Source organism: Mycobacterium sp. smrl_JER01, from assembly GCF_048513595.2.
Taxonomy (GTDB): Bacteria; Actinomycetota; Actinomycetes; order Mycobacteriales; family Mycobacteriaceae; genus Mycobacterium.
This window is the reverse complement of the sequence record NZ_JBLXXK020000001.1, coordinates 1,970,920-1,997,412: the sequence shown is the minus strand read 5'-3', so window position 1 is coordinate 1,997,412 and position 26,493 is coordinate 1,970,920. Positions and strand designations below refer to the sequence as shown.

23 protein-coding genes, 1 tRNA gene and 1 pseudogene are annotated in these 26,493 nt (G+C 67.6%); 13 read left to right on the top strand and 12 right to left on the bottom strand.

The features are described from left to right. Window positions 1-5: 5 nt before the first annotated feature. A complete protein-coding gene (locus ACNUDN_RS09385; RefSeq protein WP_419121685.1) occupies window positions 6-806 on the bottom strand; it encodes an endonuclease/exonuclease/phosphatase family protein in 801 nt (266 codons plus the stop codon). Window positions 807-853: 47 nt separating this feature from the next. Between ACNUDN_RS09385 and ACNUDN_RS09380 the strand changes: the two genes are divergently transcribed. Further along, on the top strand, window positions 854-1,453 hold the full coding sequence (locus ACNUDN_RS09380) for a hypothetical protein (RefSeq protein ID WP_419121684.1): 600 nt from the start codon (window positions 854-856) through the stop codon (window positions 1,451-1,453). Window positions 1,454-1,722: 269 nt separating this feature from the next. After that, a complete protein-coding gene (locus tag ACNUDN_RS09375; protein WP_419121683.1) occupies window positions 1,723-2,400 on the top strand; it encodes a Crp/Fnr family transcriptional regulator in 678 nt (225 codons plus the stop codon). 20 nt (window positions 2,401-2,420) lie between these two features. On the opposite strand, the gene ACNUDN_RS09370 is transcribed toward ACNUDN_RS09375, so the two are convergent. Beyond that, window positions 2,421-4,052: a diguanylate cyclase domain-containing protein gene (locus ACNUDN_RS09370; RefSeq protein ID WP_419121682.1), complete on the bottom strand. Its 1,632-nt coding sequence runs from the start codon at window positions 4,050-4,052 to the stop codon at window positions 2,421-2,423. Between the two features lie 540 nt (window positions 4,053-4,592). Here ACNUDN_RS09370 and ACNUDN_RS09365 point away from each other — a divergent pair. The 3 genes and pseudogenes from ACNUDN_RS09365 to ACNUDN_RS09355 all read left to right on the top strand — a co-directional run bounded on the left by ACNUDN_RS09365 (window position 4,593) and on the right by ACNUDN_RS09355 (window position 7,679). Continuing rightward, a complete protein-coding gene (locus ACNUDN_RS09365) occupies window positions 4,593-6,014 on the top strand; it encodes a hypothetical protein (protein ID WP_419121681.1) in 1,422 nt (473 codons plus the stop codon). A gap of 61 nt (window positions 6,015-6,075) precedes the next feature. Next, a pseudogene (locus tag ACNUDN_RS09360) lies at window positions 6,076-7,447 on the top strand (HNH endonuclease signature motif containing protein); the annotation flags it as partial. Then, window positions 7,365-7,679, top strand: coding sequence for a hypothetical protein (locus ACNUDN_RS09355; protein WP_431959742.1), 315 nt, complete (start codon window positions 7,365-7,367; stop codon window positions 7,677-7,679). The pseudogene ACNUDN_RS09360 and the gene ACNUDN_RS09355, both read left to right, overlap by 83 nt. A 345-nt stretch (window positions 7,680-8,024) precedes the next feature. Here ACNUDN_RS09355 and ACNUDN_RS09350 read toward each other — a convergent pair. The 3 genes from ACNUDN_RS09350 to pgm all read right to left on the bottom strand — a co-directional run bounded on the left by ACNUDN_RS09350 (window position 8,025) and on the right by pgm (window position 11,085). After that, window positions 8,025-8,100: transfer RNA gene (locus ACNUDN_RS09350), tRNA-Ala, on the bottom strand. Between the two features lie 56 nt (window positions 8,101-8,156). Further along, on the bottom strand, window positions 8,157-9,425 hold the full coding sequence (locus ACNUDN_RS09345) for an MFS transporter (RefSeq protein WP_419121680.1): 1,269 nt from the start codon (window positions 9,423-9,425) through the stop codon (window positions 8,157-8,159). Between the two features lie 13 nt (window positions 9,426-9,438). Then, complete coding sequence (pgm, locus tag ACNUDN_RS09340; RefSeq protein ID WP_419121679.1) at window positions 9,439-11,085, bottom strand: phosphoglucomutase (alpha-D-glucose-1,6-bisphosphate-dependent); 1,647 nt, start codon at window positions 11,083-11,085, stop codon at window positions 9,439-9,441. 139 nt (window positions 11,086-11,224) lie between these two features. Between pgm and ACNUDN_RS09335 the strand changes: the two genes are divergently transcribed. From ACNUDN_RS09335 to mbtN, 3 genes are read left to right on the top strand one after another with little or no spacing between them, the layout of a single operon-like run. Continuing rightward, entirely contained in the window at window positions 11,225-11,533 is a 309-nt protein-coding gene (locus ACNUDN_RS09335) for an acyl carrier protein (RefSeq protein WP_419121678.1), read from the top strand. Then, on the top strand, window positions 11,530-13,110 hold the full coding sequence (gene mbtM / locus ACNUDN_RS09330; protein ID WP_419121677.1) for a long-chain-fatty acid--ACP ligase MbtM: 1,581 nt from the start codon (window positions 11,530-11,532) through the stop codon (window positions 13,108-13,110). The genes ACNUDN_RS09335 and mbtM overlap by 4 nt, the downstream gene beginning before the upstream one ends. Next, window positions 13,107-14,285 (top strand): mycobactin biosynthesis acyl-ACP dehydrogenase MbtN, encoded by a 1,179-nt coding sequence (gene mbtN / locus ACNUDN_RS09325; protein ID WP_419121676.1) that lies wholly within the window; start codon window positions 13,107-13,109, stop codon window positions 14,283-14,285. Before mbtM ends, mbtN begins: the two co-directional genes overlap by 4 nt. Here the strand turns inward: mbtN and ACNUDN_RS09320 are convergent. Next, window positions 14,282-14,881, bottom strand: a complete 600-nt coding sequence (locus tag ACNUDN_RS09320) for a GNAT family N-acetyltransferase (protein ID WP_419121675.1) — start codon at window positions 14,879-14,881, stop codon at window positions 14,282-14,284. The two genes, mbtN and ACNUDN_RS09320, sit on opposite strands and share 4 nt — an antisense overlap. Before the next feature lie 55 nt (window positions 14,882-14,936). After that, window positions 14,937-15,308, bottom strand: coding sequence for a hypothetical protein (locus ACNUDN_RS09315; protein ID WP_419125085.1), 372 nt, complete (start codon window positions 15,306-15,308; stop codon window positions 14,937-14,939). Between the two features lie 81 nt (window positions 15,309-15,389). On the opposite strand from ACNUDN_RS09315, the gene ACNUDN_RS09310 reads away from it, so the two are divergent. Next, entirely contained in the window at window positions 15,390-15,584 is a 195-nt protein-coding gene (locus ACNUDN_RS09310; RefSeq protein ID WP_419121674.1) for a hypothetical protein, read from the top strand. Between the two features lie 127 nt (window positions 15,585-15,711). Here ACNUDN_RS09310 and ACNUDN_RS09305 read toward each other — a convergent pair whose 3' ends face one another. Next, window positions 15,712-16,023, bottom strand: coding sequence for a hypothetical protein (locus tag ACNUDN_RS09305; RefSeq protein ID WP_419121673.1), 312 nt, complete (start codon window positions 16,021-16,023; stop codon window positions 15,712-15,714). Window positions 16,024-16,379: 356 nt separating this feature from the next. Here ACNUDN_RS09305 and ACNUDN_RS09300 point away from each other — a divergent pair, with 356 nt between their 5' ends. Both ACNUDN_RS09300 and ACNUDN_RS09295 read left to right on the top strand, forming a co-directional pair. Then, a complete protein-coding gene (locus tag ACNUDN_RS09300; RefSeq protein WP_419121672.1) occupies window positions 16,380-16,610 on the top strand; it encodes a hypothetical protein in 231 nt (76 codons plus the stop codon). Next, complete coding sequence (locus ACNUDN_RS09295; protein WP_419121671.1) at window positions 16,591-18,708, top strand: DUF1214 domain-containing protein; 2,118 nt, start codon at window positions 16,591-16,593, stop codon at window positions 18,706-18,708. Before ACNUDN_RS09300 ends, ACNUDN_RS09295 begins: the two co-directional genes overlap by 20 nt. Window positions 18,709-18,714: 6 nt before the next feature. Here the strand turns inward: ACNUDN_RS09295 and ACNUDN_RS09290 are convergent, their stop codons facing one another. Next, entirely contained in the window at window positions 18,715-19,650 is a 936-nt protein-coding gene (locus ACNUDN_RS09290; RefSeq protein WP_419121670.1) for a DUF808 domain-containing protein, read from the bottom strand. A gap of 258 nt (window positions 19,651-19,908) precedes the next feature. Here ACNUDN_RS09290 and ACNUDN_RS09285 point away from each other — a divergent pair, with 258 nt between their 5' ends. Both ACNUDN_RS09285 and ACNUDN_RS09280 read left to right on the top strand, forming a co-directional pair. Beyond that, a complete protein-coding gene (locus tag ACNUDN_RS09285) occupies window positions 19,909-20,601 on the top strand; it encodes an HAD family hydrolase (protein WP_419121669.1) in 693 nt (230 codons plus the stop codon). A gap of 39 nt (window positions 20,602-20,640) precedes the next feature. Next, window positions 20,641-21,654 (top strand): DNA polymerase domain-containing protein, encoded by a 1,014-nt coding sequence (locus tag ACNUDN_RS09280; protein ID WP_419121668.1) that lies wholly within the window; start codon window positions 20,641-20,643, stop codon window positions 21,652-21,654. Window positions 21,655-21,661: 7 nt separating this feature from the next. Here the strand turns inward: ACNUDN_RS09280 and ACNUDN_RS09275 are convergent, their stop codons facing one another. Genes ACNUDN_RS09275 through ACNUDN_RS09265 form a run of 3 tightly spaced genes read right to left on the bottom strand, consistent with a single transcriptional unit; the run spans window position 21,662 to window position 26,489 of the window. After that, window positions 21,662-21,976 (bottom strand): STAS domain-containing protein, encoded by a 315-nt coding sequence (locus ACNUDN_RS09275; protein WP_419121667.1) that lies wholly within the window; start codon window positions 21,974-21,976, stop codon window positions 21,662-21,664. Further along, window positions 21,976-26,145: a SpoIIE family protein phosphatase gene (locus tag ACNUDN_RS09270; RefSeq protein WP_419121666.1), complete on the bottom strand. Its 4,170-nt coding sequence runs from the start codon at window positions 26,143-26,145 to the stop codon at window positions 21,976-21,978. Before ACNUDN_RS09270 ends, ACNUDN_RS09275 begins: the two co-directional genes overlap by 1 nt. After that, window positions 26,145-26,489 carry an STAS domain-containing protein gene (locus ACNUDN_RS09265; RefSeq protein WP_431959735.1) on the bottom strand — a complete coding sequence of 115 codons (345 nt, stop codon included), beginning with the start codon at window positions 26,487-26,489 and terminating at the stop codon, window positions 26,145-26,147. The genes ACNUDN_RS09270 and ACNUDN_RS09265 overlap by 1 nt, the downstream gene beginning before the upstream one ends. Window positions 26,490-26,493: the final 4 nt, after the last annotated feature.

Sequence of the window (26,493 nt, the reverse complement as noted above, 5' to 3'; positions counted from 1 at the left end):
GCCGGTCACGACGCGCGTGAGCCCGGCCGATAGACCGCCGCCTGCGAGCGTTCCAGCTGCACCACCAGCGGTCGGTGGTCAGAAAGCGGGGCCTGCGGTGTGTCACATCCGGTGGCGACGAGCCCCGGATCGTCGGTCAGGACGTGGTCGAGTTGGGTGGACGGCCGATCGGCGGGATACGTCGGTACCGACGCGAGCTGCCGCAGACCCGACCAGCGCCGCGCCGCCGTCGCCGACATGTTCAGGTCGCCGGTGAGTATCCGCGGCCACGGCAGGCCGCCGACGTCGCGCATCAACCGATGCAACTGAAATCTGTTCCAGCCGGGAACGAAGGACAGATGGGTGTTGACCACGGTCAGGTCGCCCAACGGGGTGTCGAACTGACCGATGACGGCAGCGCGGGGCTCCTCGTCGATGACCCGCACCTGCCGCGGAGCGGTGAGATACATGGGGAAGCGGAAGGGAATCCGAGGCAATCTGACAACCTGCCAGTTCAGCGCGGGATACCGCGACAACAGGGCCACCCCGTACGCCGCGGTGCCCGGTTGCTCCTCTCCGGTGGCGGCCATCCAGGTGGCCCCCGGTGTGCCCGAGATCGCCGCGACGAACCGATGGCTGCGTGCACCCATCGCCTCGGCGGCCAATGCGGTCAGGTCGGCCAGCCCGGACCTGGCCTGAATCGAGTCCACTTCCTGGAGCGCGAGGATGTCGGCGTCCAGGTCGGCCACGCACTCGGCGAAGCGATCGAGGTCCACACCGTCACCGACAGTACGTCCGTGCAGGATGTTGAACGTCACCACCTTCATGGGTATCCCACTACCCATCCTGCACCGGAAACCCACAGCGGAGCGACATGTCCCACCCCCAACCCAGCGCCGACCTGCGCGCCGAGCTGCGCGAGGCGCTGCGGCGGGCCGCGTCGGCCCTCAAAGCCGACGGCCCGCCGTTCGCGCTGGCCGGAAGTTACGCGCTCTGGGTGCACGGCGGCCCGGAACCCAGCCACGACGTCGACTTCGTGGTGGCCGAACGTGATGCCGAGGCGGCGGCGGCCACGCTGACTCAGGCGGGCTTCGAGATTCGCAGGCCGCCCGAGGACTGGTTGTTCAAAGCCGCCCTCGGAGTGGACCGACCCGCGCTGGTCGACGTGCTCCACCGGATCAACCGGGTCCCGGTCGACACGGCGCTGATCGCACGGGCCGATGTGCACGACGTCTTCGCGCTGAGCGTGCCGGTCCTGACCCCGACGGAAGTCATGACTCAGAAACTGAGGGCGCTCAACGAACACCACTGCGATTTCTCCACCCTCATCCCCCTGGTTCGCGCGGTCCGCGAGCAGCTCGACTGGCCCGAGCTGCACCGGCGCTCCTCGCGGAATCCTTTCGCGACGGCGTTCCTGTCACTGTGCGACGCCCTGGACATCGCCGAACGCCGGGATCGACCGCCGACGCACTGACGTCGGCGTTGCCGGACTCCGAGGCTCCCGGCAAACAGACTGGGAAACACCACGATTCGATCACAGCGACCGGCCTTGCAGCTCGCCGGAACGGACCGTGACGAGTGCCGTAGCGGTCCGCACGAGCGGCCGCGCAGCGGCGGCCGGCGCCACGCCGCGGGTTCGCGAGATGGCGGAGTAGCTGCTAGGTTACGCGTGCACTTGATCTTGTAGTGCCTGTCGCACCGGGGGCCGAGCGCGGTTCAGGCGCCCGACGTGAGAGAGACAGCGTGGACGAGGTACTGGCGCGGGCCGCCATCTTCCAAGGCGTGGACCAGAGCGCCGTGGCGGCACTGTCTCGCCAGCTCCAGCAGGTCACGTTCCCCCGCGGCCACCGCATCTTCAACGAGGGCGAGCTCGGCGACCGGCTCTACATCATCACGTCGGGGACGGTGAAGGTCGGCTGCCGCACCCCTGATGGTCGCGAGAGCCTGCTGACCCTGATGGGTCCGGCGGATATGTTCGGCGAACTCGCCATCTTCGATCCCGGGCCCAGGACGTCGACGGTCACCACGCTGACGGCGGTCCAGGCGGTCACCATGGACCGTGACGCGCTGCGGTTCTGGATCGCCGAACGCCCCGAGATCGCCGACCAGTTGCTGCGCGTGCTGGCTCGCCGATTGCGCCGTACCAACGACGCCCTGTGCGATCTGATCTTCACCGATGTCCCCGGCCGCGTGGCCAAGCAGTTGCTCGACCTGGCCCGCCGATTCGGCACCCAGCAGGGCGACTCCCTACGGGTAGATCACGGGCTCACCCAGGAGGAGATGGCCCAACTGGCCGGCTCTTCCCGCGAGACGATCAACAAAGCCCTGGCGGACTTCGTGCAGCGCGGCTGGATCGAGCAACGGGGCAAGACGACCATCATTCGGGACCCGGCGAATCTGGCCCGGCGAGCGCGCCGCTGAGGTCCGCGCCGCTGAGGTCATTACCCGCGGTTCGGCGGTCCGGACTCGGCGTCCTCGAAATAGGCTGTGGCGGCGCGACCTTGGGCTTTGGCCCGATACATCGCGATGTCGGCGTCCCTGAGCACCTCGGACAGGCTGCGGTCGTCTGCGGGGTCGACCACGGTGATACCGATGCTCGCGCCGATCTGCAGGGTCAGTGGTCCGACAACGATGTCCTCGTCGAGTACCCGGTGCAGACGTTCGGCGATGCGGTCCAGATCGCCATCGCCCAACGGTCCCGTCAGCAGCACCACGAACTCGTCACCGCCGATGCGGGCGACCAGGTCCTGGGCCCGTGTCGCCGACCGCATCCGGTGGGCGGCCCGGCGCAGCACCTCGTCGCCGATGGTGTGGCCATGACCGTCGTTCACCGCCTTCAGCCGGTCCAGGTCGATGAACAGCACCGCCGACAACCGGTCCGCACCGGTCCGCGTCAACCCCGTCGCCGCCTGGTCCAGGGCATAGCCGCGATTCGGCAGGCCGGTGAGCCAGTCGTGCGTCGCCTCGTGCAACAGGCGCTCACGCGCATCGTGGTGCTCGGTGATATCGGTGAAAGACATCAGCACAGAGGAGTTCTCAGGATCGTCCGGCGTGACCAGGCAACCGTGCCCGGTCACCCAGACGCGGGTGCCGTCGAGCCGGTCGATACCGATCACCTGCCCGCGCACGCTGAGCCCGGTGTCGAGGATCGACCGCAGCGGCTGCGACTCCGCGGCGATGCGACGGCCCCGGGCGTCGTACATCGACACCGCGTCGGCATGACTGCTGTGGTGCGTGCCGACCAGAGTTTCGGCGCCCTGCCCCAGGATCTGACGGGCCGCGGCGTTGGCGAACTGGAACCGTCCGTCGTTGCCCACGATGATCACGCCGTCGTGGAGCAGATCGAGCACGTCATGCAGGCGTTCATCCCCTGGTCCGGCATCGGCGACGGTGTCGCACACGACCACGTAACCGTCGTTGGTCCTGATGGCCAGCACGCGCACTCGCAGCGGCGCGCCGTCCGCGTCGACGTGTGTCGCGATCGCGCGCCCGTTCACCGCCGAGAGCTCGCGCGGGTCGAGTCCGGCACCGACGGCCCGCTCGATCGGCGTTCCCACGACCTCCTGCGCGGATCTGCCGTAGAGGTCGTGTGCGTCGGCGTTCCATTCGGTGACGATGCCGTCGACGGTGGTGGCGATGATGGCTTCGGTGGGCTTGTTCACCCGCACCCGGTCAGCACCGAGCCGTACCGGCAGCGGCTCACGGAAGATGACTTCGTACACCGCAGTGCCGGCCTCCATCCGCAGCGCCGCCACGGCCTGGACCACCAACTCGGTGCCGTCGACCCGCAACAGCGAGTATCGGGCGGGCGCAGTGGAATCGCCGTCCTCGCGTAAAGCAGCCAGGGTGCTGGTGACGGCGGCCAGCGACAGCGGGTGAACGAAGTCCGTCAGCGACCGGCCGACGATGTCCGTGGAGTCGGTCGCACCGAGCGCCCGCACCGCGGGTGTGTTGACGTAGCGGACCGTGTCGCCATCGTGAATACAGATCGGGACCAGGCTTCGATCCAGCAGCCGGCGATAGTGGGCCTCGGCGGCCGCAAGATCGTCACCGGCACTCCCGGGGTCGCGCATCAGGACCCGGCGCGGGTCTGCAAGTCCACACCAACCCCCGAACGTGCTCGGTCCCAGCAGTGGCGCACTCCAATCGGCCGTCTCCCCACGGCCTGACAGCAGGCTAGCAAGCGCCCACCAGTGAAAACACAGAAACGGCACAACGTGATCGCCGATCGCCCGTGCGGTAACCCGGCCACCGGTCCGCGTGACGCGCGACACGTCCCCGGACGTGGGCCCCATGGGACGGCAGGGATTGGATATGTTCGCGTCGATCGGCCCCTCTGCCGGCCCTCGCGAACCCCGCGCGCCCTTGGGCAACACGCCCCGACGCGCGGCAATCTTTGCATTCAGCTACTTGGTGATGAATAGCTGACACTCGACGTAGAGCTTGTTACTCAGGTTAGCCTCAGCTAATCTTCAGGTGCCGTATCCGCTTGAATCATTGAGTTAAATCCGGGAGCTACCGTGCAATTGGCCTACAGTGCCGACTCGGTCCAGCAGCGTTGGACCGCTCTTTCTTCACCATCTCCTCGCCCGACAAAATTGCTGGGTGCAGCCGTGGCTATCGCCGGCGCATCGGTCATCGCCATCAACCCGGTGGTCCCGACCCTGCCCGCCACCCAGGATCGCGCGGTGGAGCTGTCCGCGTGGATCGACCCGATCGGCGTCTGGGGCGACACCATCACGACCACCGTGGGCAACCTCGGCGCCCAGGGGTCCGGCCTGTTCACCGAAGGCCTGCCGGCGGCGTGGGAGATCATCACCAACTCGTCTCTGTACAGCGAGATCGCCTCCGCTGTGTTCAACCCGGTACCGGGCTTGGAGCGCTTCTTCGGCAATCTGTCGACCTACGCCGGCACGATCAAGACCGGGTTCGCCGAATCGAGCGCGGGCTACACGGAGCACTTCGCCGAGTTGCCCGCGGCGTTGCAGACCGCGTGGGACTTCGTGCTCCAGGGACAGTTCACCCAGGCATTCGCCACGGTCACCAGCTGGAGCATCTTCGGACTCGGTGAACTGGGCTGGCCACTGGAACCGGTCTTCAAGATTCCGGGCGAGATCGCGCGGGACTTCGGCCTGACCGCCGTCGGGGCCGTGCTCGACGCGGTGTTCGTCGGCAACAACGCGACCACGGGCTACGCCTACTCGCTGCTCAGCCCGCCGATCACCGCGATCTACCAGCTCACCGACATCCTCAACGTCGTCTCCGCGTCGATCTACGACGGTGACTGGGTCACCGCCGTCAGCGAGGTGATCAACGCGCCGGCCAAGGTGCTCAACGCCTTCCTCAACGGTTATCAGCCGAGCGTCGCCGCCGAATGGGAGTTCTTCCCGGGCCTGTTCAGCAAGGACGGCCCCATCGACGCGTTCTTCGTCCAACTTCCCAAGGCGATCGCCGCGGCGCTGGCGGGATTGTCACAGCAGGATGCCGACGAGACCAGCACGGCCGCAAGCGAATTGACAGCGGTGTCGTCGACCGATCTGAGCGCCGATACCGACCTGGTCTCGCTGACCGTCAGCACCGGAACCGACGAGGACGCCCCGGGAAGCGCTGCGGAGCAGGCCGGTATCACAACACCGACCGAGCCGACGCCCGCTGAGGGAACCGTGCCGGCAACCGGCGAGGGCGAAACGGACGAGACCGTCACCGACCCGACCGACGTCACGGACGAGGGCACTGGTGAGGACGCCGACGAGGGCCCGGTCGACGAGGACACCGTGGACGAGGACACCGTGGACGAGGACACCGTTGACGAGGACACCGTTGACGAGGACGCCGAGGACAGTGCGAACGTCGACGAGTCCACTGACACCGACTCCGACGAATCGGCGGCCGATTCCGACGACAAGTCCGTCGGCGGTGACAACGACCGTGATAGCAACAGGTCCGACAAGTCCGGTGGCGACGGCTCGGACAAAACCGACAAGTCCGGTAGCGACACCTCAGGCACGTCCGGAAAGTCCGGCGGCGACGCCTGATTCAGCACGATGCAGGTTCGGCCCCTTCGGAGACGAGGGGGCCGAACTTGTCGGTGGTCGAATGTATGTTCGAACCATGTCGGGGAGTGCTTTGCAGGTCGCGGTGAGGGCGTTGTGTGCGGCCTTCGATGAGGTGGCCGCCGGTGAGGTCGACCTGTTGACCCGAGACGAGTTGGTCGATGTGCTCGATGATCTCGAAACGTTGGGATGTCGGCTGCCCGCGGTGGGTCACCGGTTGTTGGCCCGCCTGCAGGTCGAGGCGACCCCGCAGCAGATGGGCGCCAAATCGTGGAAAGAGGTGCTGTCGGTCCGGTGGCGGATCTCGACCCGCGAGGCCCACCGCCGGCTCACCGAGGCCGCGGTGTTGGCGCCGCGCCCCGCGGTGACCGGACCCGCGCTGCCACCACTGTTGCCCGCCACCGCCGCCGCCCAGGCCCACGGGTTGATCAACGCCGAACATGTCGAGGTGATCAGCAAAGCCCTGGCCAAGGTGCCCGGGTTCATCGACACCGCCACCCGCGACCAGTTCGAGGTCGACCTGGTCCGCACCGCGGTCGGGATCGGCCCCAAAGAACTCAAAGACGCCGCCGAGCGCACCCTGTTCCTGCTTGATCAGGACGGACCCGAACCCGATGACACCGAACGCGCCCGCAAACGCGCGCTCACCAAGCACAAACAGCGCACCGACGGCATGGTCGACCTGTCGGCGACGCTGACCCCACAAGCGTGGGCGGTGTGGGAAGCGATCTTCGCCAAATACGCCGCCCCCGGCATGTGCAATGCCGATGATGACCAGCCCTGCACCTCGGGCACACCGTCACAGGCCCAGATCGACAACGACCACCGCAGCCTGGCCCAACGTCAACACGACGCACTCCTGGCCATCGGGCGGATCGCGTTGATGAGCGGGCAACTCGGACACCTCAACGGGTTACCGGTCTCGGTCATCATCCGCACCACCCTCCAAGACCTGCAGTCGCGGGCCGGGATCGGTGTCACCGGCGGAGGCACCATGGTGCCGATCGCCGAGGTGATCCAGATGGCCCGCCACGCCCACCACTACCTGGCAGTGTTCGACCGCGCCACCGGATCAGCGCTGGACCTGCTCCGCACCAAACGCATCGCATCGCCGGCCCAGCGGATCATGCTGATCGCCCGCGACGGCGGCTGCACCAAACCCGGCTGCACCATCGGCGCCTACGGCTGCCAGGTCCACCACGCCACCGCCGACTGGACCGACGGCGGCAACACCAACATCGACGAACTCGGCCTGGCCTGCGGCCCCGACAACCGCAGCGTCACCACCCACAGCGGCTGGACCACCACCATCAACGACCGCTGCGAAGTCGAATGGACCCCACCCCCACAGCTGGACACCGGCCAACACCGCATCAACTACCACCACCAACCCGAACGACTCCTCCACCCACCCGAACCCCACCACCACAGCTCGACACCGGCCAACACCGCATCAACTACCACCACCAACCCGAACGACTCCTCCACCCACCCGAACCCCACCACAACGACACCGAACACAACGACACCGAACCGGACAACACCAACAGCGACAACACCAGCACAGCCGACCCGGACACCCCCACCCCCGCCGACACCACCGACCAACCCGGCGGCCCCGCACCACCCGACCACCAAGCCGCCTGACCGTGGCGCTCAAGACTGGGTCGCATGCCTGGCATGCCTGGCATTTCACTCGCGGCTACTGTCGCCACCCCGGCGCTTCCACATGTCCGACGATCGCTTCCACATACCCGCGAGTCCACATACCCGACGAGTCCACATACCCGCCGATGACGACCGGTCCTTGCGACCGGTCAACGTGGGTGGCCAATGCCGGCGCTGGGACGATCCTCGGCGCCGGTCAGCGGACGCAGGTAGGCGGACCCACTGGGTCGACTGCGCCCGGCGAATATGCGCGGAAAGCAGCGCGATGCGAAATCAAGAATCCCGCCCCGACCAGTGGTCGAAGCGGGATGTCTCATGCGCTTGTGGTGGAGCTAAGGGGATTCGAACCCCTGACCCCCACACTGCCAGTGTGGTGCGCTACCAACTGCGCCATAGCCCCTTGATGTTGTGCTCATCGAAGCTACACCACGAGAGGTTGCCGCTCAAAATCGCTGGTCACGGCACTTCTCCGCCCGCCTCTGGACCCAGCGGGCGGGCCTGCGTGTGGTCGGTGGACGGGCGCGGGCGGGTTTCGGGGGCAAAGATCCACCCGACCGCCGCGATACCCAGGATCAGGCCACTGACCAGGAACGCCCATCCGAAAGACGTGTACTGCGCGATCAGGCCGACCAGCAGTGAGCCGCCGATCGAGCCGAAGTCGGCCATCATCTGGAATGTCGCGATCGCTGTTCCGCCCCGCGACTTGTTACCCACCACATCGGCCACCGCGGCCTGCTGCGGGGAGACGAAGATCCCGGTAGCTGCACCGGCCACATACGCCGCGGCAAGGAACACCGGAAGCGACGTCGTGAATCCGACCAGCGCAGTCGACACCGCCGCGAGCGTCAGCCCGAAGATCATCAGCTTGCGCCGCCCCAGCCGGTCCGACAGGTACCCGCTCGGAATGACCACGGAGATGTTGCCCACCGCGAACGCGGTCAACGCCAGGCCGGCCGCGCCCGGCCCACGTCCCAGCACCTCGACGACGAACAACGGCACCAGCGCGATGCGCAGTCCGAAGGACGCCCACCCGGTGGCGAAATTCGAGAACAGCGCCGCTCGGTAGGCCCGGTGCCGGAACACCGTCCGGAACGGCACCGGCGTCTCGACCTCGTCGTCGGCCTGGCCGATGACCGTCGAGTTGCGCAGGCTGACGAATACGACGGCGGCCGCGACCAACAGCGCTGCGCCGTAGATCAGGAACGGCGCCGAGAGCCCGAATCCCACCGTCAGACTTCCCAGGATGGGGCCGCCGACGGACCCGAACATGAAGCCCGAGGAGAACAGCCCGGCCACCCGTCCGCGCGCATCGGGGGGCGAGATGCGGATCATCAGGCCCAGCGACGACACCGTGAACATCGCCGAACCGACACCGCCGAGCGATCGGAACAGCAGCAACTGCCAATAGGTTTCGGCAAAGGCACAGGCCGCGGTCGACAGCGCGACGATCAGCAGCCCGCTGATATAGATGCGGCGCTCCCCCAGCTTCTGCACCAGCAGCCCGGCCGGCGGCGCGCCGATCAGGCGCATCACGGCGAACGCGGTGATGACGAAGGTCGCGGCGCTGATGCTGACCCCGAAATGCCGCGCATACTGCGGCAGCACCGGAGCAACCACCCCGTAGCCGAGCGCCACCACGACATTTGCGACAACCAGCACCCACACTTCGCGGGGGAGTCGCCGTTTCGTCGCGCCCGGACAGTCGCGGTCCGTGCGCGAGCTCACGAAGCGACCGGCCTCACGAAATGACCGCCGCCACCACTTCGCGCGCCGCGTCCTGAACCTCGGCGAGATGCTCGGCGCCGCGGAATGATTCGGCGTAGATCTTGTAGACGTCCTCGGTGCCCGACGGACGCGCGGCGAACCACGCATTCTCCGTCGTCACCTTCAACCCGCCCAGAGGTGCCCCGTTGCCGGGAGCGGTGGTGAGCTTCGCCGTGATCGGTTCACCCGCCAGTTCGGTGGCGCTCACCTGCTCGGGTGACAGTTTGGCCAGTCGCGCCTTCTGCTCCCGATTCGCCGGGGCATCGATGCGCGCGTAGGTGGGCGCACCGTAGGTCGCGGCGAGTTCGGCATAGCGCTGCGACGGCGACTTGCCGGTGACCGCCAGGATCTCCGAGGCCAACAACGCCAAGATGATCCCGTCCTTGTCGGTGGTCCAGACCGACCCGTCGCGCCGCAGAAACGACGCGCCGGCGCTCTCCTCGCCACCGAACCCGATGGTGCCGCCGATCAACCCGTCGACGAACCATTTGAAGCCCACCGGAACCTCGACCAGGCTGCGGCCCAGTCCCCCGACCACACGATCGATGATCGACGAGCTCACCGCCGTCTTGCCGACCGCGGTCTGTGCGGCCCACTCCGGTCGGTGGCCGAACAGGTAGTCGATCGCCACCGCGAGGTAGTGGTTCGGGTTGAGCAGACCGCCGTCGGGGGTCACGATGCCGTGCCGGTCGGAGTCGGCATCATTGCCGGTCGCGATCTGATAGGACTCGGTGCCGCTGGTCATGGTGCCCACGAGCGCAGCCATTGCATTGGGTGAACTGCAGTCCATCCGAATCTTGCCGTCGGTGTCCAGCGTCATGAACCGCCAGGTGGCATCCACCAACGGGTTGACCACGGTCAGATTCAGGTTGTGCTGCTCGGCGATCGCGCCCCAGTAGTCCACCGCGGCCCCGCCGAGGGGGTCGGCACCGATGCGGATCCCCTCGGCACTGATCGCGTGCAGATCGACCACGTTGGGCAGGTCGGTCACGTACGCGTCGAGGTAGTCGTGCCGCTCGGCGGTGCCCAGCGCCCGCGCCAGTGGCATGCGCTTGACCGGCCGCAGTCCGTCGCGCAGGATCTCGTTGGCCCGCTTGGCGATCACGCTGGTGGCGTCAGTGTCGGCGGGGCCTCCGTTGGGCGGGTTGTATTTGAACCCACCGTCGCGCGGCGGGTTGTGCGACGGGGTCACCACGATCCCGTCGGCGAAGTCACCCTCGCGGCCACGATTGAACGACAGGATGGCGTGGCTCACCGCCGGGGTCGGGGTGTACCGGTCAGCCGAGTCGATCATGGCGACAACGTCGTTGGCCGCCAGCACCTCCAGCGCCGATGCCCATGCGGGTTCCGAGAGTGCGTGGGTGTCGCGGCCGATGAACACCGGCCCGGTGGTGCCCTGCGCGGCACGGTACTCCACGATGGCCTGGGTGGTTGCCAGGATGTGGGCCTCGTTGAACGCTGCGTCCAAGCTGGAACCTCGGTGACCCGAGGTGCCGAACGCCACTTGCTGATCCACGTTGTCCGGGTCGGGCGCGACGGTGTAGTAGGCCGTCACCACCGCGGCGATGTCGATGAGATCCTCGGGTTGCGCCGGCTGTCCGGCGCGGGGGTTGGCCGCCATGGTGTTGATTCTGCTACCTGGGCGCGCCGGACAGCACGCTGGATCCTCGATGGACGGCGCACCGTCACCCGCACAGCCGACCTCGCCAGGCGGTTGTGAGGGTAGCCTATCTTTATCTAACGAGGTAACCTCTGCCGCCATGACCACGTCATCGTCAGCGTCATCGTCAGCGTCGCCCTCCGCGTCGCCGCCCCCGCCTTCCACGCCAGAGATCAGCGCGGCCTTGGAGGAGATTCTGCGTGACGACCTGAACGTCGACATCAGCCGTGTGAACCGCGAGTCTCGCCTCATCGACGACGTCGGCCTGGACTCGGTGGCCTTCGCGGTCGGCATGGTTGCCATCGAGGACAAACTCGGCGTCGCCCTGTCCGAAGAGGATCTGCTCACCTGCAACACCGTGGGCGATCTCGAATCGGCGATCCTGGCGAAGGTGCCTGCGGCCCGGTGAACATGCTCGCGACCGCGTTGTCCCGGGCGATGACGCAGAGCACTCGCGACCTGGTGTTGCTCGACCGTGCTAGCGGAGAATGGACCCGCCATCCGTGGCAGGAGGTCCACGCGCGGGCCGAGAACGTCGCTGAGCGCGTGCTGGACGGGCCGCAGGGCGCCGTCGGGCTCGTGGGTGAACCCACCGTCGAGTTCGTCGCCGCAATCCAGGGCGCCTGGCTGGCCGGCCGAGCCCTGTCGATCCTCCCCGGACCGGTACGGGGCGCCGACGAACGGCAGTGGGCACACGTCACCGCCGACCGCTTCACCGGAATCGGCGTCACGCAGGTCTTCAGCCACGGCTCCTACCCAGATCTGTTGCGTGGGAATACTTCTGGGCTGACAGTCCACGACGTCGCACTGGCCGGCACTGCGCGGCGGTCGACCACGCTGTCCCCGCAGGCCGCCCCGGACTCCGACGTTGCGGTGCTGCAGGGCACGGCGGGATCGACCGGCACACCACGCACGGCCCTGCTGTCTGCTGAAGCGGTGATGAGCAACGTGACCGCGCTGCTGCAGCACACTGCGGTGGACGCGTCCGACGATGTGGGCCTGACCTGGCTACCGCTCTATCACGACATGGGCCTGACGTTTCTTCTCACCGGTCTGCTGTCCGGGGCCGAGATGTGGGTCGCGCCTACCTCGGCGTTCGCCGCGTCACCGTTTCGATGGCTCAACTGGCTGTCTCAGAGTCGTGCAAGCCTCACCGCCGCACCGAACTTCGCGTACTCGGTGATCGGTAAGTACGCACGCAGAGTCCCAGACGTCGACCTCGGCCGGCTACGGTTCACCATCAACGGTGGCGAGCCGATCGACTGTGCGGGCTTCCAGCTCTTCCTCGACGAACTGGCCGCCTTCGGGCTCGATCCCCGCGCGGCCGCACCGTCCTATGGGCTGGCCGAATCCACCTGCGCTGTCACCTCCCCCAAGCCCGGAACAGGGCTCGTCGTCGAGGAGACCGTCGACCCGGAGACCGCCGCCGTGCGCCGGCACGCCGTTCTCGGCGCGCCGATTCCTGGCATGGAACTGCGGATCTCGGACGTCGAGGACGCCGGACCCGTCGGGGGTCGGTCGGTCGGCGAGATCGAGATCCGCGGCACCTCGATGATGACGGGCTACCTGGGACAGGACCCGCTGACACCCGGTGAATGGTTCCGCACCGGTGATCTCGGCTACCTCACCGATGACGGGCTGGTCGTGTGCGGCCGCATCAAAGAGCTCATCACCATCGCCGGCCGCAACATCTTCCCGAGCGAAGTCGAACGGGTCGCAGGCCAGGTTCGGGGGGTACGCGAAGGCGCTGTGGTCGCAGTCGGCACCGACGGCGATTCGGCCAGACAGGGCCTGGTCATCGCCGCGGAGTTCCGAGGCCCCGACGAAGCGGGAGCCAGAAGCGAAGTGGTGCAACGAGTCGCGGCACAGTGCGGGGTGGTTCCCGCCGACGTGGTTTTCCTCTCACCCGGATCGCTACCACGGACTTCCTCGGGCAAACTGCGGCGCCTGGAGGTCAAACACGATCTGGAGGCGGCACGGGTATGACCACATCCGTCCCCATCGACATCGAAGGTTACCGCGACCTCCTCACCGCGGTTTTCGACGACCGGGTCACCACCTGGACCACGGAAGCCGAATCCTCGGAACGGTTTCCCCGTAAACTGATCGAACACCTCGGCGCCGCCGGAGTTTTCCGCAGCAAGTGGGGCCCCGCCGGCGGCCAGCATCCCGACGTTGCGAAGCTCAACGAACTGGCGTTCCGGCTCGGCCACTTGGGCTCGGCAGGGATCGGGGTGGGTGTGAGCCTGCACGATTCGGCGATCGCGGTGCTCCGCAGATTCGGCAAGTCGGAGCACCTGAAAGCGGTGTGCGAGCAGGCCATCGACGGCGAAGCCGTGTTGTGCATCGGCGCTTCCGAGGAGTCCGGCGGATCCGACCTGCAGATCGTCGAGACCGAAGTACGTTCTGTCCGAGACGGTTTCCACATTTGTGGGGTCAAGAAGTACGTCTCACTCTCACCCATCGCCGATCACATCATCGTCGTCGCGCGTGGCGTCGACCACGATCCGCACAGTCGTCACGGCAACGTCCTCGTCATGGCCGTCCCCACCACCCAGGTCGAGGTCCAGACGCCGTACCGCAAGGTCGGCGCCGGACCGCTGGATACCGCGGCCGTCCACATCGACACCTGGGTGCCGGCCGACCATCTGGTGGCACGTGCCGGGACCGGGTTGGCCGCCATCTCGTGGGGCCTTGCACACGAACGCATGTCGATCGCAGGACAGGTGGCCTCGTCATGCCAGCGCGTACTGGGCGTGACCCACGCGCGCATGGTCCAGCGCCGTCAGTTCGGCGCGACCCTGTTCGAACACCAGGCACTGAGAATGCGGATGGCTGACCTGCAAGCCAGAGTCGACCTTCTTCGCCACGCGCTCAACGGGATCGCCGCACAGGGGCGGTTGGATCTGCGGGCCGCCGCCGGTGTCAAGGTCAGCGCGGCCAGACTCGGCGAAGAAGTGCTCTCCGAATGCATGCACATCTTCGGCGGTTCGGGCTATCTGGTCGACGAAACTCCACTGGGCCGTTGGTGGCGGGACATGAAGCTCGCCCGTGTGGGCGGCGGCACCGATGAAGTGCTCTGGGAGCTGGTCGCCGCCGCCATGAAGCCGGATTTCGACAGCTACGACGAGATGATCGGCGGCGCAACGCTATCCGACTAGGACGGGCGGTTCAGCGCGTACAGTGCCATCCGGCGGTTCGACATTTGGTGCTCGCCGAGGAAGTCGCACCGGGCGTACTCGCACAACCGGCGCGCCCCCACGTTACGGTGGTCCGGGTCGAACATGATGCGACGGCATCGAGGCTCGATGGTGAACAGGCTGGCGGCCAGCCGCGGCAGCAGGATGGGACCGAAACCGCGATTGACGATGTCCAGGTCTGCGATGGCGGCGTGCAACCCGAGGTCGTACGGATCCGCGTCGTACCGGGGCGCGATGGAATCCTTTGCGGCACGGTATACCTCGATGTAGCCGTGCGGCTCACCCCGGAACAGGCCGATCAGCGGACGCGAGTAGGTGCCGCCCAGCTGCGCGCGCAGGTAACCGTTCCACCATTGCACCGGCCGGTCGTACTCCCACGCTTCGGCCAGATGTGGGCGGTTCATCCACTCCGAGATCATCGCCGCATCAGATTCGGGGTCCACCAGGCGGACGTCGTAGGGGTCGTCGAGATGCGGGATCGGCGGCGGCGGTACCGCACGCACCTCGTCGCTGAGCTCGGTGAGCTCCCTGGGCAGGATCGGCAGCGCGTCAGTCATCGTGACCGCAGAGCCTACCCGAGCAGGTGAGGGTAGGTTTGCCTACATTCGACAGTTATGTGAGCAGTAAGGCACCGGCGGCGATCAGAGCCGCCACTTTGGCCAGTTCCAGCGCGACGTACGCGTAGTGCGCACGCGAACGAGGTCCCTCCGCTCCGGCCAGGACCTGATCGGATCGCCGGGTCAATGCCGGCCGCACGAACAACATCTGGGATGCCAGCATCGCCGTCGCCGCGACCAGCGCCACCAACGCCGGCATGGCCGAGCCGTCCTTCGGAGTGAAGATCATCGCCGCCGCGGCCAGCACCCATTCGCATATGTTGAGGGCGCGAAAGACCAGCCTGCCGATGCCCAATCCGACCTGCAAAGTCACGCCGGGAGCCCGAAACTTCAGCGGCGCCTCGAGGAACGAGATCGCCAACACCATGCCGAGCCAGATGAAGGTTGCCGCGATCGCCAGGCCGAGAACTCCGTGCACGACGCGCAGCTTAGGTGAGATCCTGAAGCGGTGGACTCCGACCGCGTCGCCGAACTCCGTCGGTGGGAGGACGCCGGAGCGGTGTGGCGGGTGGTCAGCCGGACCGCATCGTCGGTGACTGTGGCCCTGCTGCGCTGCGACGGCGGTGAGGCGGTCGCCGAGTTCACCAGTGCAGATCCCCGTCTGCGGGCCTTCATCGGAGACCGCGCCGGCAGCGAAGACTGACCCCTACGCGAACGGGGCCATCTCCCTCGGTGGGAGATGGCCCCGTGTCACCACTGGAGGCTGACGTCGCGTCGGCCTACCGTCTCGGCGAGTTCCGCTTCGAATCGGGGTTGTCTGGCGTCGATGATTATTTGACGTCGACGTAGTAGACGCTGGCGCCGGTTTTGCTGTTCTGGTAGATGCGGCGGTCGTAGCGGTTGTCGCGGACCGTGGAGCGGATGTCGCCGCCCTTGTGGACGCCGACCACCGAGGCCTCCGACAGCGGGGCACCCGAGAGGCGGTTGACCACGACCCGGTGGCCCTGGGCCTCCAGCTGGGCGATGGTGGCATCGGCGTTGCCGGCGGTGGGTGCCGCCGCGGCGGGGGCAGCCAGGCCGACTACTGCGGCCGACAGGCCGGCGGCGATGGCGGTGGTGGCGGCAATGGTGAGGTTTTTCATGGTGTGCTCTTCCCTGTGTCGGGGTCGCAGCCGTGGAGCGTGTCGCGCGGTTTCGACTCGGTGGTGGTGATTGGTGGTGTTCGATCTTTCCGATCTGACGGCTTAAACCAGCAGGTCAGGCAGATAATTCCGGTGGCAGGAATTGCACGGCCGATGGCCGGAATCCACCCCCGCACCCCCGCCCCGGACATCGCCACAGCGCACCGCACGCGCCGTCGGCGACCGGCGCCCGGACACCCCCGCCGGCGCCATTCGTACCCTTTGGCTCGACTCGACGGGACCGCTCTGACGGCGGGTGCGCAGTGGCGGCGGAAGTTACGCACCGAGCAATTGGCGGTTTGCGACATCCGCGCTGCATGCGGCGTTACGGTACGGGGCAGGGGTCAGCACGGAAGGACGCCGCTCTTGGCAACGAAGCCGCGGTTGACGACGACACCGCTCTCGGCAACGACGGCGCGGTCGGCGACGACGGCGCGGTCGGCGACGACGGCGCAGCTGCCAACGACGGCGCTCTCGACAACGACACCGCGGTCGGCGACGACGGCGCAGTTGCCAACGACGGCGCAGTTGCCAACCACGGTGGGTGACCTGGATGCCCCGCGTGCGTTGCACGGCCGAGTGATCGGCCGTGTCGGGGCGCTGGCCGCGGCGCTCGGCATCGGAATCGCCATCGCGAACGGCTCTGCCATCGCGGCCGCCGACGACGACTCGACGAATACGGGGTCGTCGTCCACGCCGGCGTCTGCCCGCGCTTCGGCGCCCGAGAGCTCGAGGGACGAGCCTGGCGGCGCGAGAAGCGATGCCGAGGGCACCACATCGACTGCATCGAGGACTGCATCGAGCCGCGAGAGTGATCTCACCGTCGCTGGGACGGCACCTCAACGACCCGGAGTGCACCCTCGCGAAAGGCTCCGCGGCGGGGCGGTCGGCGATGAGGACGAAGTCGACGCCGGCTTCGAGGACTCCGACGCCAACGACAACGACAACGAGGACGCCAACGACAACGAGGACGCCAACGACAACGAGGACGCCCGCGACGACGAGGACGCCCGCGCCAACGAGGCCGACGACGCACCTCACCCCGATAGTGCTGTCACGGTCGCCATACCAGAGGTTGTGCTACCCGCAGAGCACTCTCGCGACGGACGTGATGAACCCGCCGGTCCCGAATCAGCCGCCGCGTTTGCGCTCGCGGGGTCCGCGCGACGGGAGACCGTCGCCGCGGCGACCACGCCGCCGGAACAATCCGCGGCGACCACCACCGAGTTCTCGACGCCGGCTTCACCCATCGGCACGCCGCTGGGCACCGAGCAGCAACTCGAGGCCGAACGCATCGCCGCTGCGACCGTGAAGACCTGGCCGGTACGGCTGATGAAGGTCGTCCTGGGCCTCGGCTGGCTTGCCACCGCTCACCGGGAGTACAGCGAGATCAACGGGCCCGACTGGGACAACCTGGTCCAGCTGTTCCGGGCTGTTGACGAGTACGCAATGGGCGCTGCCTTCCAACAGCAGTTACTCAACCCGATGTCACCGACAGTCGTCACACAGGTCTCTCCGCCGCACAGCTGGTACGGCCAGCACGTGCAGGGATCGCGCATCCTCTACGACAACCCGGACACCATCTACCGCTTCATGGGCGTGAACATGAGCTCGACTTACCTCATCAGGGGGACCTTCCTCGGGGCACTGCCCGCCGAAACGAGTTTCAGTGTGCTCACCGGGCTTTCGGGTGTCACGGGGGACTATCTCGGCGGCCGCGATCTCGATGTCGACGATGACGGTTCGTTCACGATCACCGTCAGCGGTGCTGCCGCTCTGCCGGGCCAGCGCAATCACCTGCAGCTGACTCCCGACACCACGCTGATCGCAGTGCGGAACACGCTGTCGGACTGGACTACCCAACTACCGATGAGCCTGACCATCGAACGGCTGTCCGGCCCGCGCAACAGTCTGTTCAGTCAACTCGGGGGATTCGCGATCCCCGGGCTGGGCCCGCTGGTCACCAAGAGTCCGCTACTAACGACTGTGGTCTCGTTGATCCCGCCGATGAGGCAACCGCCGCGAATAGTGCGTGGTGTGTTCACGGCGGTCATCATGGCGCTGGGTCTGGGTATGGAGGCCAAGTACATCAAGGTCGCCACCACCGACCCGGACACCGGCCTGCGAGTGGCGCCCAATGTGTTGAAACCTCCGACCCGAAACGCCGAGTTCCTCGCCACACAGCGACAGAGCGCGGGGTATTTCCAGCTGCGCGACGATCAGGCTCTGGTCGTCACCGTGACACCCGGTAGCGCGCGCTACTTCGTCGTCCCGGTCACGAACCTGTGGACGATCACCGACAACTACTGGGACGAACAGACCAGCCTGAACAATGCCCAGGCCCTGCCGAACCCGGACGGTACCTACACGATCGTCATCTCCCCGACCGATCCCGGGGTGCACAACTGGGTGTCGACCGGCGGGCTGAACAAGGGCACGGTGTCGATCCGGTTCCAGGACCTCGACGTGACGTCACCGGATGCGCCGATGGTGACGGCCGCCGTGGTGCCGCTGTCGGCACTCGATGCCACGGCGCCCGACCCAGTGCTGCCGCCGACGACGGTGTACGTCACCGCCGCACAGCGTCAGGACCAGCTCGGGGTTCGGCGGGCCGGATTCGACAAGCGGTTCGCCGTCGTCAACTGAGGCGCTTCAGTGCTTGGCCTTTTTGCCGAACGGCAACAGGTGCACCACCGTGGCGACCACCGCCCCCACGACGAGTCCGATGACCGCCGACGCAGCAGTGTTGATCAGCCACGCAAGCAACCCTCCGACACCGGCGAGGTGATGGACGTATTGCTCGGCGTGGTGAACCAGTCCGTACGGCCCATGCCAACCCAGTTCGTCACTTCCCACCAGCAGGATGTGACCGCCCACCCACAACATCGCCACCGTGCCGATGACTGACAGCGCCGACAGCAGTTTCGGCATACCGGCGACCAGACCGTGACCGAGTCTGCGGGTGAACGCCGACGAACGCTGCGTCAGTTTCAGGCCGATGTCGTCCATCTTCACGATGCCGGCGACCACGCCGTACACCGCGGCGGTGATCGCCACGGCGACGACCAACAGGATGATCAGCCGCGGCACGAAAGGCTGATCGGCCACCTCGTTGAGCGCGATCACCATGATCTCCGCCGACAGGATGAAATCGGTGCGGATCGCTCCGGTCACCATGAACTTCTCGGCGTCGGCGCCCTGGATCGCTGCCGGCGCCCCGTGCGTGTCGTGGCCCCGGATCATGCCCCACACCTTCTCGGCGCCTTCGAAACACAGATAGGTGGCGCCCAGCATCAGGATCGGGGTCAACAGCCACGGCACGAACTGACTGAGCAGCAGCGCCGCGGGCAGGATGAACACGACCTTGTTGCGCAGCGATCCGATCGCGATGCGCTTGATGATCGGCAGCTCGCGCTCGGCGGCGATGCCGTGCACGTACTGAGGTGTCACGGCGGTGTCGTCGACCACCACGCCCGCGGCCTTGGCGGTCGCCCGGCCCGCCGCGGCACCGATGTCGTCGACGGACGCCGCTGCCAACCTGGCCAGCGCCGCGACGTCATCGAGCAGCGCGAACAGCCCCCCGCTCATGTCGTCATCCTGAGCGCATGCGCCCCGAGCGCGTCGCCGGTCATGGGCGAAGATTACCCAACGGGCCCGCCCGCGGCCGGACGGATCGGATCCGCCGACGGTTTGGCATGTGAGCGCAGGGGTACCTGCGAGGAATCCCTCGACAGTCAGGTGGACCATGAGACCTCAGGCAGAGCATCTGTTCGTCGCCGCCGGCACTGACGGCGGTGCCGTGGCCGGCCAGACGGCCGGGCACCGACTGATTTTCCGGCGTGGCGCATGACCGGCGACAAGTCCTCCCCCGCTGTGCTTTTCGACATCGACGGCACCCTCGTCGACTCCAACTATCTGCACGTGTACGCCTGGGTGCGCGCCTTTGCCACCGAGAAACTGCCGGTGGACAGTTGGCGCATCCACCGCTGTATCGGCATGGACGGCACCACGCTGGTCCGCACCCTCGTCGGGGACGCGGACGAGAACGTGCTCGACGCGCTCAAAGAGCGCCACAGCACGTTCTACAAAGAGAACGCAGAACTGCTCGCTCCGCTGCCGGGGGCCCGGGAGCTGCTGCGTGCGGTGGCCGCGCGAGGCCTGCAGGTGGTGCTCGCCACTTCGGCGCCCGAGGACGAACTGCAGATGCTGCGTGAGGTGCTCGACAGCGAGGACGCGGTGGCGGCGATGACGTCGTCTGAGGACGTCGACACCGCCAAGCCCAAACCCGACATCGTGCAGGTCGCGATGGAGCGTGCCGGGGTCACCGCAGACAATGCAATCTTCGTCGGTGACGCGGTGTGGGACTGCGAGGCGGCGCGCCGCGCGGGTGTGCCGTCGATCGGCGTGCTCAGCGGCGGGGTGTCACGGGACGAACTCACCGAGTCCGGTGCGGCGGCGGTCTTCGAAGACGCCGCCGAACTGCTGGCCGCACTCGATTCGTCCCCGATCGGTGATCTCGCCCGCCGCGTCGACAGCTGACACAGGCTGCTCCGACGGATGCGCGCTTAGGCTGGTCCGATGGGCAGGGGTGAGCAGCGCCACGGCGTCGAGCTGACCAACCTCGATCATCCCTTGACCGACGACGCCGCGGCGACCAAGCGAGACCTCGTCGACTACCTGGACGCCGTCGCCGACCGGATACTCCCGGTGCTGTCCGGTCGACCGCTGACCGTGTTGCGGGCGTTGCGGGGGCGAGAACCGTTCATGCAGAAGAACGTGCCCAAGTACACCCCCGACTGGGTGCGGACCGTCCCCATCTGGGCAGAAGCCTCGCAGCGGGAAATCCACTACGCGCTGTGCGACGACCGTCGCACCCTGCTGTGGCTGGCCAATCAGCGGGCCATCGAGTATCACCCAGCCCTCGCTCTGGCCGACGACATCTATCGCCCGACGCATCTGATCCTCGACCTGGACCCGCCCGATGATGCCGACTTCGCCGCCGTGGTGGCTGTCGCGCACCTGGTGCGGCTGGTCCTGGCCGACAGCGGGTTGTCCGGGGCGGTCAAGACCAGCGGCTCCCGTGGCCTGCACATTTTCGTACCCATCGACGTACCTATCGACCTGCCCATCGACTTACCCATCGACTACGTACCCACGGACGACGGCGCAGCGGCGGTCGACGACGTCGCGGCCGCCACCCGTGCGCTGGCAGCTCGCGCCGCGGCGCTCGACCCCACCATCGCCACGACCGCGTTCATCGTCTCCGATCGCGAGGGCAAAGTGTTCGTCGACGCCACCCGCGCCGGCGGGGCGACCGTGGCCGCGGCCTACAGCCCCCGCCTGCGTCCGGGTACGCCGGTGTCGTTTCCGGTGGCATGGGGCGATCTCGACCAGGTGCATCCCTCGGATTTCACGATCCACACGGCCCTGGACCGGTTGGACGGACGCGACCCGTGGGCCGAGGCGATGCCGGCCCCGCAACAGCTGCCCGACGAGCTGATCGCGCAGGGTCGGACCATCCCGGTGGCGCGGGTGGCGGCCATGCACGAGGGCAAGCGGCGCGCCCGCCGGAAACGAGAACAGTCCGGCTAGTGTGGGCCTACCCGCCGGCGGGCTTGACCGTGGTGACCTTGGTCAGGCCGCAGACCGTCAGAACCGGCAGCAGAATCGGGTTGACGACGAGATCGATCGACTCGGCGTGGTCGAAGAGAACGTTGATCGCGCCGCTGTCGAGATACTCGATGCCGCTGAGGTCGACCTGTAGGCGCGCCCCGTCGTCAGTGCCCGCCGCGACCGCGTCCTCGATGAGGCCGGCGAACTGAGCGACGTTGCTGAGATCCAGTTCGCCGACAGCCCTCAGCACCACCGAACCGTCGTCGTCACGGTCGGTGTGCAGCTGCAGCGGTGTCGCCATCACGCGATCCTCGTGTTCATTCGGACCGTGGTGCCGTTGGTCTCGGAATCGATGGTCACATCCTGCATCAACGCGTGCATGAGTGCGATGCCCCTCCCGCGATGCACGGCAGGCACGGCCGTAGGCGGCTTCCAGGTGCCGGTGTCGACGATGCTGAGGTGCACGCCATCGGGTGTCGCGATCGCAGATAACCGCACCCGCCCGTCCGGACGCTCACGGTGACCGTGTTCGATGGCGTTGGCCAGCGCCTCCCCCACGGCGATCAGCACATCCAACGCCTGTTCCTGCGGCACGCCCACCCTGGTCAGCCAGTCACGCAGCGCGGTGCGACTGGCCGCCAACTCTGCGACGTCGGCGGCCAGTTCGAGATCCAGCGGGGCGGGCTGACGGTAGAGCAGCAGTGCGACGTCGTCGTGATAGCCGTCGGTCGGGGCGAGCTTGGCCATGATCGCGTTCGCCAGCTCGTCGAGCGCGGTGGCCCGATTGGCCTGAACGACGTCGGTGGCCCTGGCGATACCGTCGTCGATCGATTCCCGGCGCCGTTCGACCAGCCCGTCGGTGTACAGCAGTAACGTGGCCCGCGGCGGCATCGTCTCCCGCGCTTCGGTGCGGTGCGGCGGGGTCTTGAGCCCCAGCGGTGTCGCCCGCGCGCCTTCCAATAGTCGGGTCGACTTGTCCGCGGAAACCAGGATCGGGGGTGGGTGACCGGCGCACGAATAGACCAGCGCGCCCGTCTGCGGGTCGAGCACCGCGCAGAACGCGGTCGTACACCGCGCGCCGGGCAGCCGCGCGGCGAAGCGGTCCAGCGCCGAGAGCGCGGCCGCCGGGCTGGGGTGCTCCAGCAGCAACGCGCGACAGGCACTGCGGAGCTGTCCCATGATCGTTGCCGCCGCCAGGCCGTGTCCGACACAGTCACCGACGATCAGCCCTATCCGTCCGTCGTCGAGGTTCACCACGTCGTACCAGTCTCCGCCCACCTGCAGCGGACTGGTGGCCGGCTGATATCGCACGGCGAAACCGCTCGACAGTGACGGTCCGAGGATGGCGTGCTGCAGCGCGAGCGCGGTCTCGCGCTGTTGGTCGATCTGGTGGACCCGCTGCAGACCCTGACCGAGGCGGCCGGCGAGCACCGTGAGCAGGGTGTGATCGTCGGCGGTGAAGCGGCGCTGCTCGGACAGTTCGATGTACATCACGAGCACACCGCGCGGATGCTGCAGGGCCACCCCGGCCGCCCCGGCCGTGGACGTGTCCGGATCGAGGAACTCGTCGTTGCGCAACGCGGTGATCCCGTCGCGGGTGCGCGGCGACAGATCGTTCCAGCCGGCGGGCTCTCCGATGCACACCACATCCGGGTCCGCACCGCGCACCGCCGGCTCGTCACCGCCGGGCCACGTGACGGCGATGACCCGGTGAGCCGCCCACACGCGGGCGAACTCCTCGGCTGCCGCGGCCACCGCGTCGTCGAGAGTGTCTGCCTGGGAGAGCTTTTCGTTCAGTGCGGCCAACGCGGTCTCCCGCTGCACCACGTAGTGCTCGGCGCTGACGTCGCGCAGCGTACCGACCACGACGTCACGACCGGTGTCGGGGTCCTCGGCGCGGGTGAAGGTCATCGCCACCCACAGCTGATGCCCGTCCCGATGGGTCACCGGCACCGAACTGAGAGTGCCGTGCGGCTCCGACAGCAGGCTGGTGAACGCCTCCCGGCCCCGCCGGTACGCCTCGGGATCGGTGTCCACCGACGGCCACCACGGGTGATCGGGCCGGTACGGCAGCCCGGTCGCGTCGAAGCCCAGGATGTCGGTGAACGCCGGGTTGATCTCGACGACGGCGCCCTCGTCATCGCAGATGAAAAACGCCTCCTGAAGGGAGTCGATCAAGGCCGAGCGCCATCGGGCGTGATGTTCCCGCAACCGCGCGAGTTCGACGTTCGCCCGCACCCGTGCCAGCAGTTCGGCGGCGGCGAACGGTTTGACGAGGTAGTCGTCGGCGCCGGCCCGCAGGCCACTGATCGAGGCTTCCTGGCCGGCCCGCGCGGACAACAGCAGCACCGGAACCGCGGAGGTGCGGCGGTCGGCGCGCAACTCCGCCACCAGCCCGAGGCCGTCCAGACGCGGCATCATGACGTCGCTGATCACGATGTCGGGCGCACCGGCGCGAACCGCCTCCAGGGCCGCCATACCGTCGACGACAGCGTCCACTCGATAGCCGTCGGAACGCAACAGCCGGGTCAGATACTCGCGCATATCGGCGTTGTCGTCGGCGATCAACACCCGGGTGGGCTGAGTCGCACCCGCCGCATGCAAGGTCAGATCCGTTGAGGTGTCATCGGATTCAGGCACAGATCCGTCCATGTCGACCGGTATCCACCGCAACGCCTCCTCGACGTAGGCGTCGGCGCCGCCGACCCCGCCGCGGTGGCCACCCGCCGGCGCGATCGCATCCTCAGGCAGATGCGCAGTGCCGAACGGCAGCCGGATCGTGAAGGCGGTCCCCCGACCTTCGGCGCTGACGGCGTCGATCGAACCGCCGTGCAGGCTGATCAGTTCCTTGACCAGAGCCAACCCGATACCGCTGCCCTCGTTGGACCGTGCCCTGGCGTTCTCGATCCGGTGGAAACGTTCGAACAGCCGGGGCATCTCGTCGGCCGGGACGCCGGTTCCGGTGTCGACCACTGTGACGACGGCGTGGTGGCCCTCTCGGCGCACCCGCACCGACACCGTGCCGTCGAAGGTGAATTTCAGCGCGTTCGACAGCAGGTTGAAGATGACCTTCTCCCACATGTCCCGATCGAGGAAGACCGCTTCGCCGAGCGGTGCACAGTCGACGTCGAGAACCAGGCCGGCGCGTTCGATGGCGGACCGGAACACACTGGCCAGTTCGGCGGTCAGTGCCGCGAGATCGACCGGCTGATAACGGGCCTGCGTGCGGCCGGCTTCGATCCGAGAGAAGTCCAGCAGCGTGTTGACCAGCTTGGTGAGACGTAACCCGTTGCGCCACACCACGTCCAGTTCCTGACGTGTACTCTCGTCGACACCCTCGTCCCGGCGCAGTTCGGCGACCGGGTCCAGGATCAGCGTCAGTGGGGTCCGGAACTCGTGGCTGATGTTGGAGAAGAAGGTGGTCTTGGCACGGTCGAGCTCGGCGAGCTCCTCGGCTCTGCGCTGCTGGGCGCGATAGCTCCGGGCCAGCCCGATGCCCGCGGCGATGTGCCCCGCCACCAGGGTGACGAAGCCGCGGTAGCTGTCGTCGAGCAACCGGTAGCGGTTGAGCGCGGCGACCAGGAACCCGCTCGGTGACCCACCCTGCTGCAGCAACGGGACCACCAGAGCGTGCACCGGTGGGTCGCGCCAGTCCCCGGTCGGCAAGGCCGGATAGCTGTCACTGTCCAGGTCGACCAGCACTGATTCGCCGCGTGCCGGCTCCGCGACCGGCCAGAGGCCGTCGCCGTCGGGATCCAGCCGGTCCGGAACGGCCGGATGGCCGGCCGTGATGCCGCTCGTGCCCGCCAGTCGCGCCGACCCGTCCTCGTCGAAGAGGTAGGTCAGGGTGAAGGGTAGATCACGCAGGTTCTGGGCCAGTTGCTGATCGGCGAAGCGCAGGATGTCGTCCTCGGCGCGCACCAGGCTGGGATCGGATCCGAGATCCCGCAGCGTCGCCATCCGCCGCTCCCCGATGACCTGCAGCGTGTCCTCGCTGACCACGCACAGCATGCCGACCACACGGCCGCCGTCGTCTCGCAGCGGACTGTAGGAGAACGTGTGGTAGGTCTCCTCGGTGTATCCGGCGCGGCGCAGGAACAGCAGCAACGCCGTGTCCCACGTCGCCTCGCCGGTGGACAACACCCGCTCGATCCGGGGCCCGATGTCGTCCCATATCTCGGCCCACACCTCGCGTGCCGGCAGGCCCAGGGCCCAGGGGTATTTCCGTCCCAGCGTGTCCCGCCGATACGCGTCGTTACAGAAGAAAGTCAGATCCGGCCCCCATGCCATCCACATCGGGAACCGTGACGTCAGCAGGATGCTGACCGCCGTCAACAGGCTTTGTGGCCACCGGTTCGGCGGCCCCAGCGGCGTGCTCGCCCAGTCCACCTTGGCGTGGTCGCGGCCGACCTCACCACCGTCGGCGAAAACGGCTGCAGGCGAAGAAGCTTCGTTGTCGGCGCCGCTCATCACAGACCTTCGGTCGATGCCAGGGCGTCGGCCACCGTGCGGTGCGGACGCAGGACCTTGTCCAACTTGGTGACCTGGATGGGACGGATCACCTCGGCATTACCGGCCACCACGCGCACCGCGACACCGTCGACGCGGCCGCTCTCGGCGCAGTCCAGCAGGGCGTTCAGGCCGGCGCTGCCGAAGTAGGTCACATCGTCAAGTGCGACGATCAGCATCTGGACCGAATGCGCGGCCGCCGCGGCCACCGCGGTCCGCAGGGCTTCGGCGAGTTGTCCGACACTGCCGGAATCCACTTCGCCCCGCACGTGCAGCACCACCGCACGGTCGTGCACGTCCTGCATGATG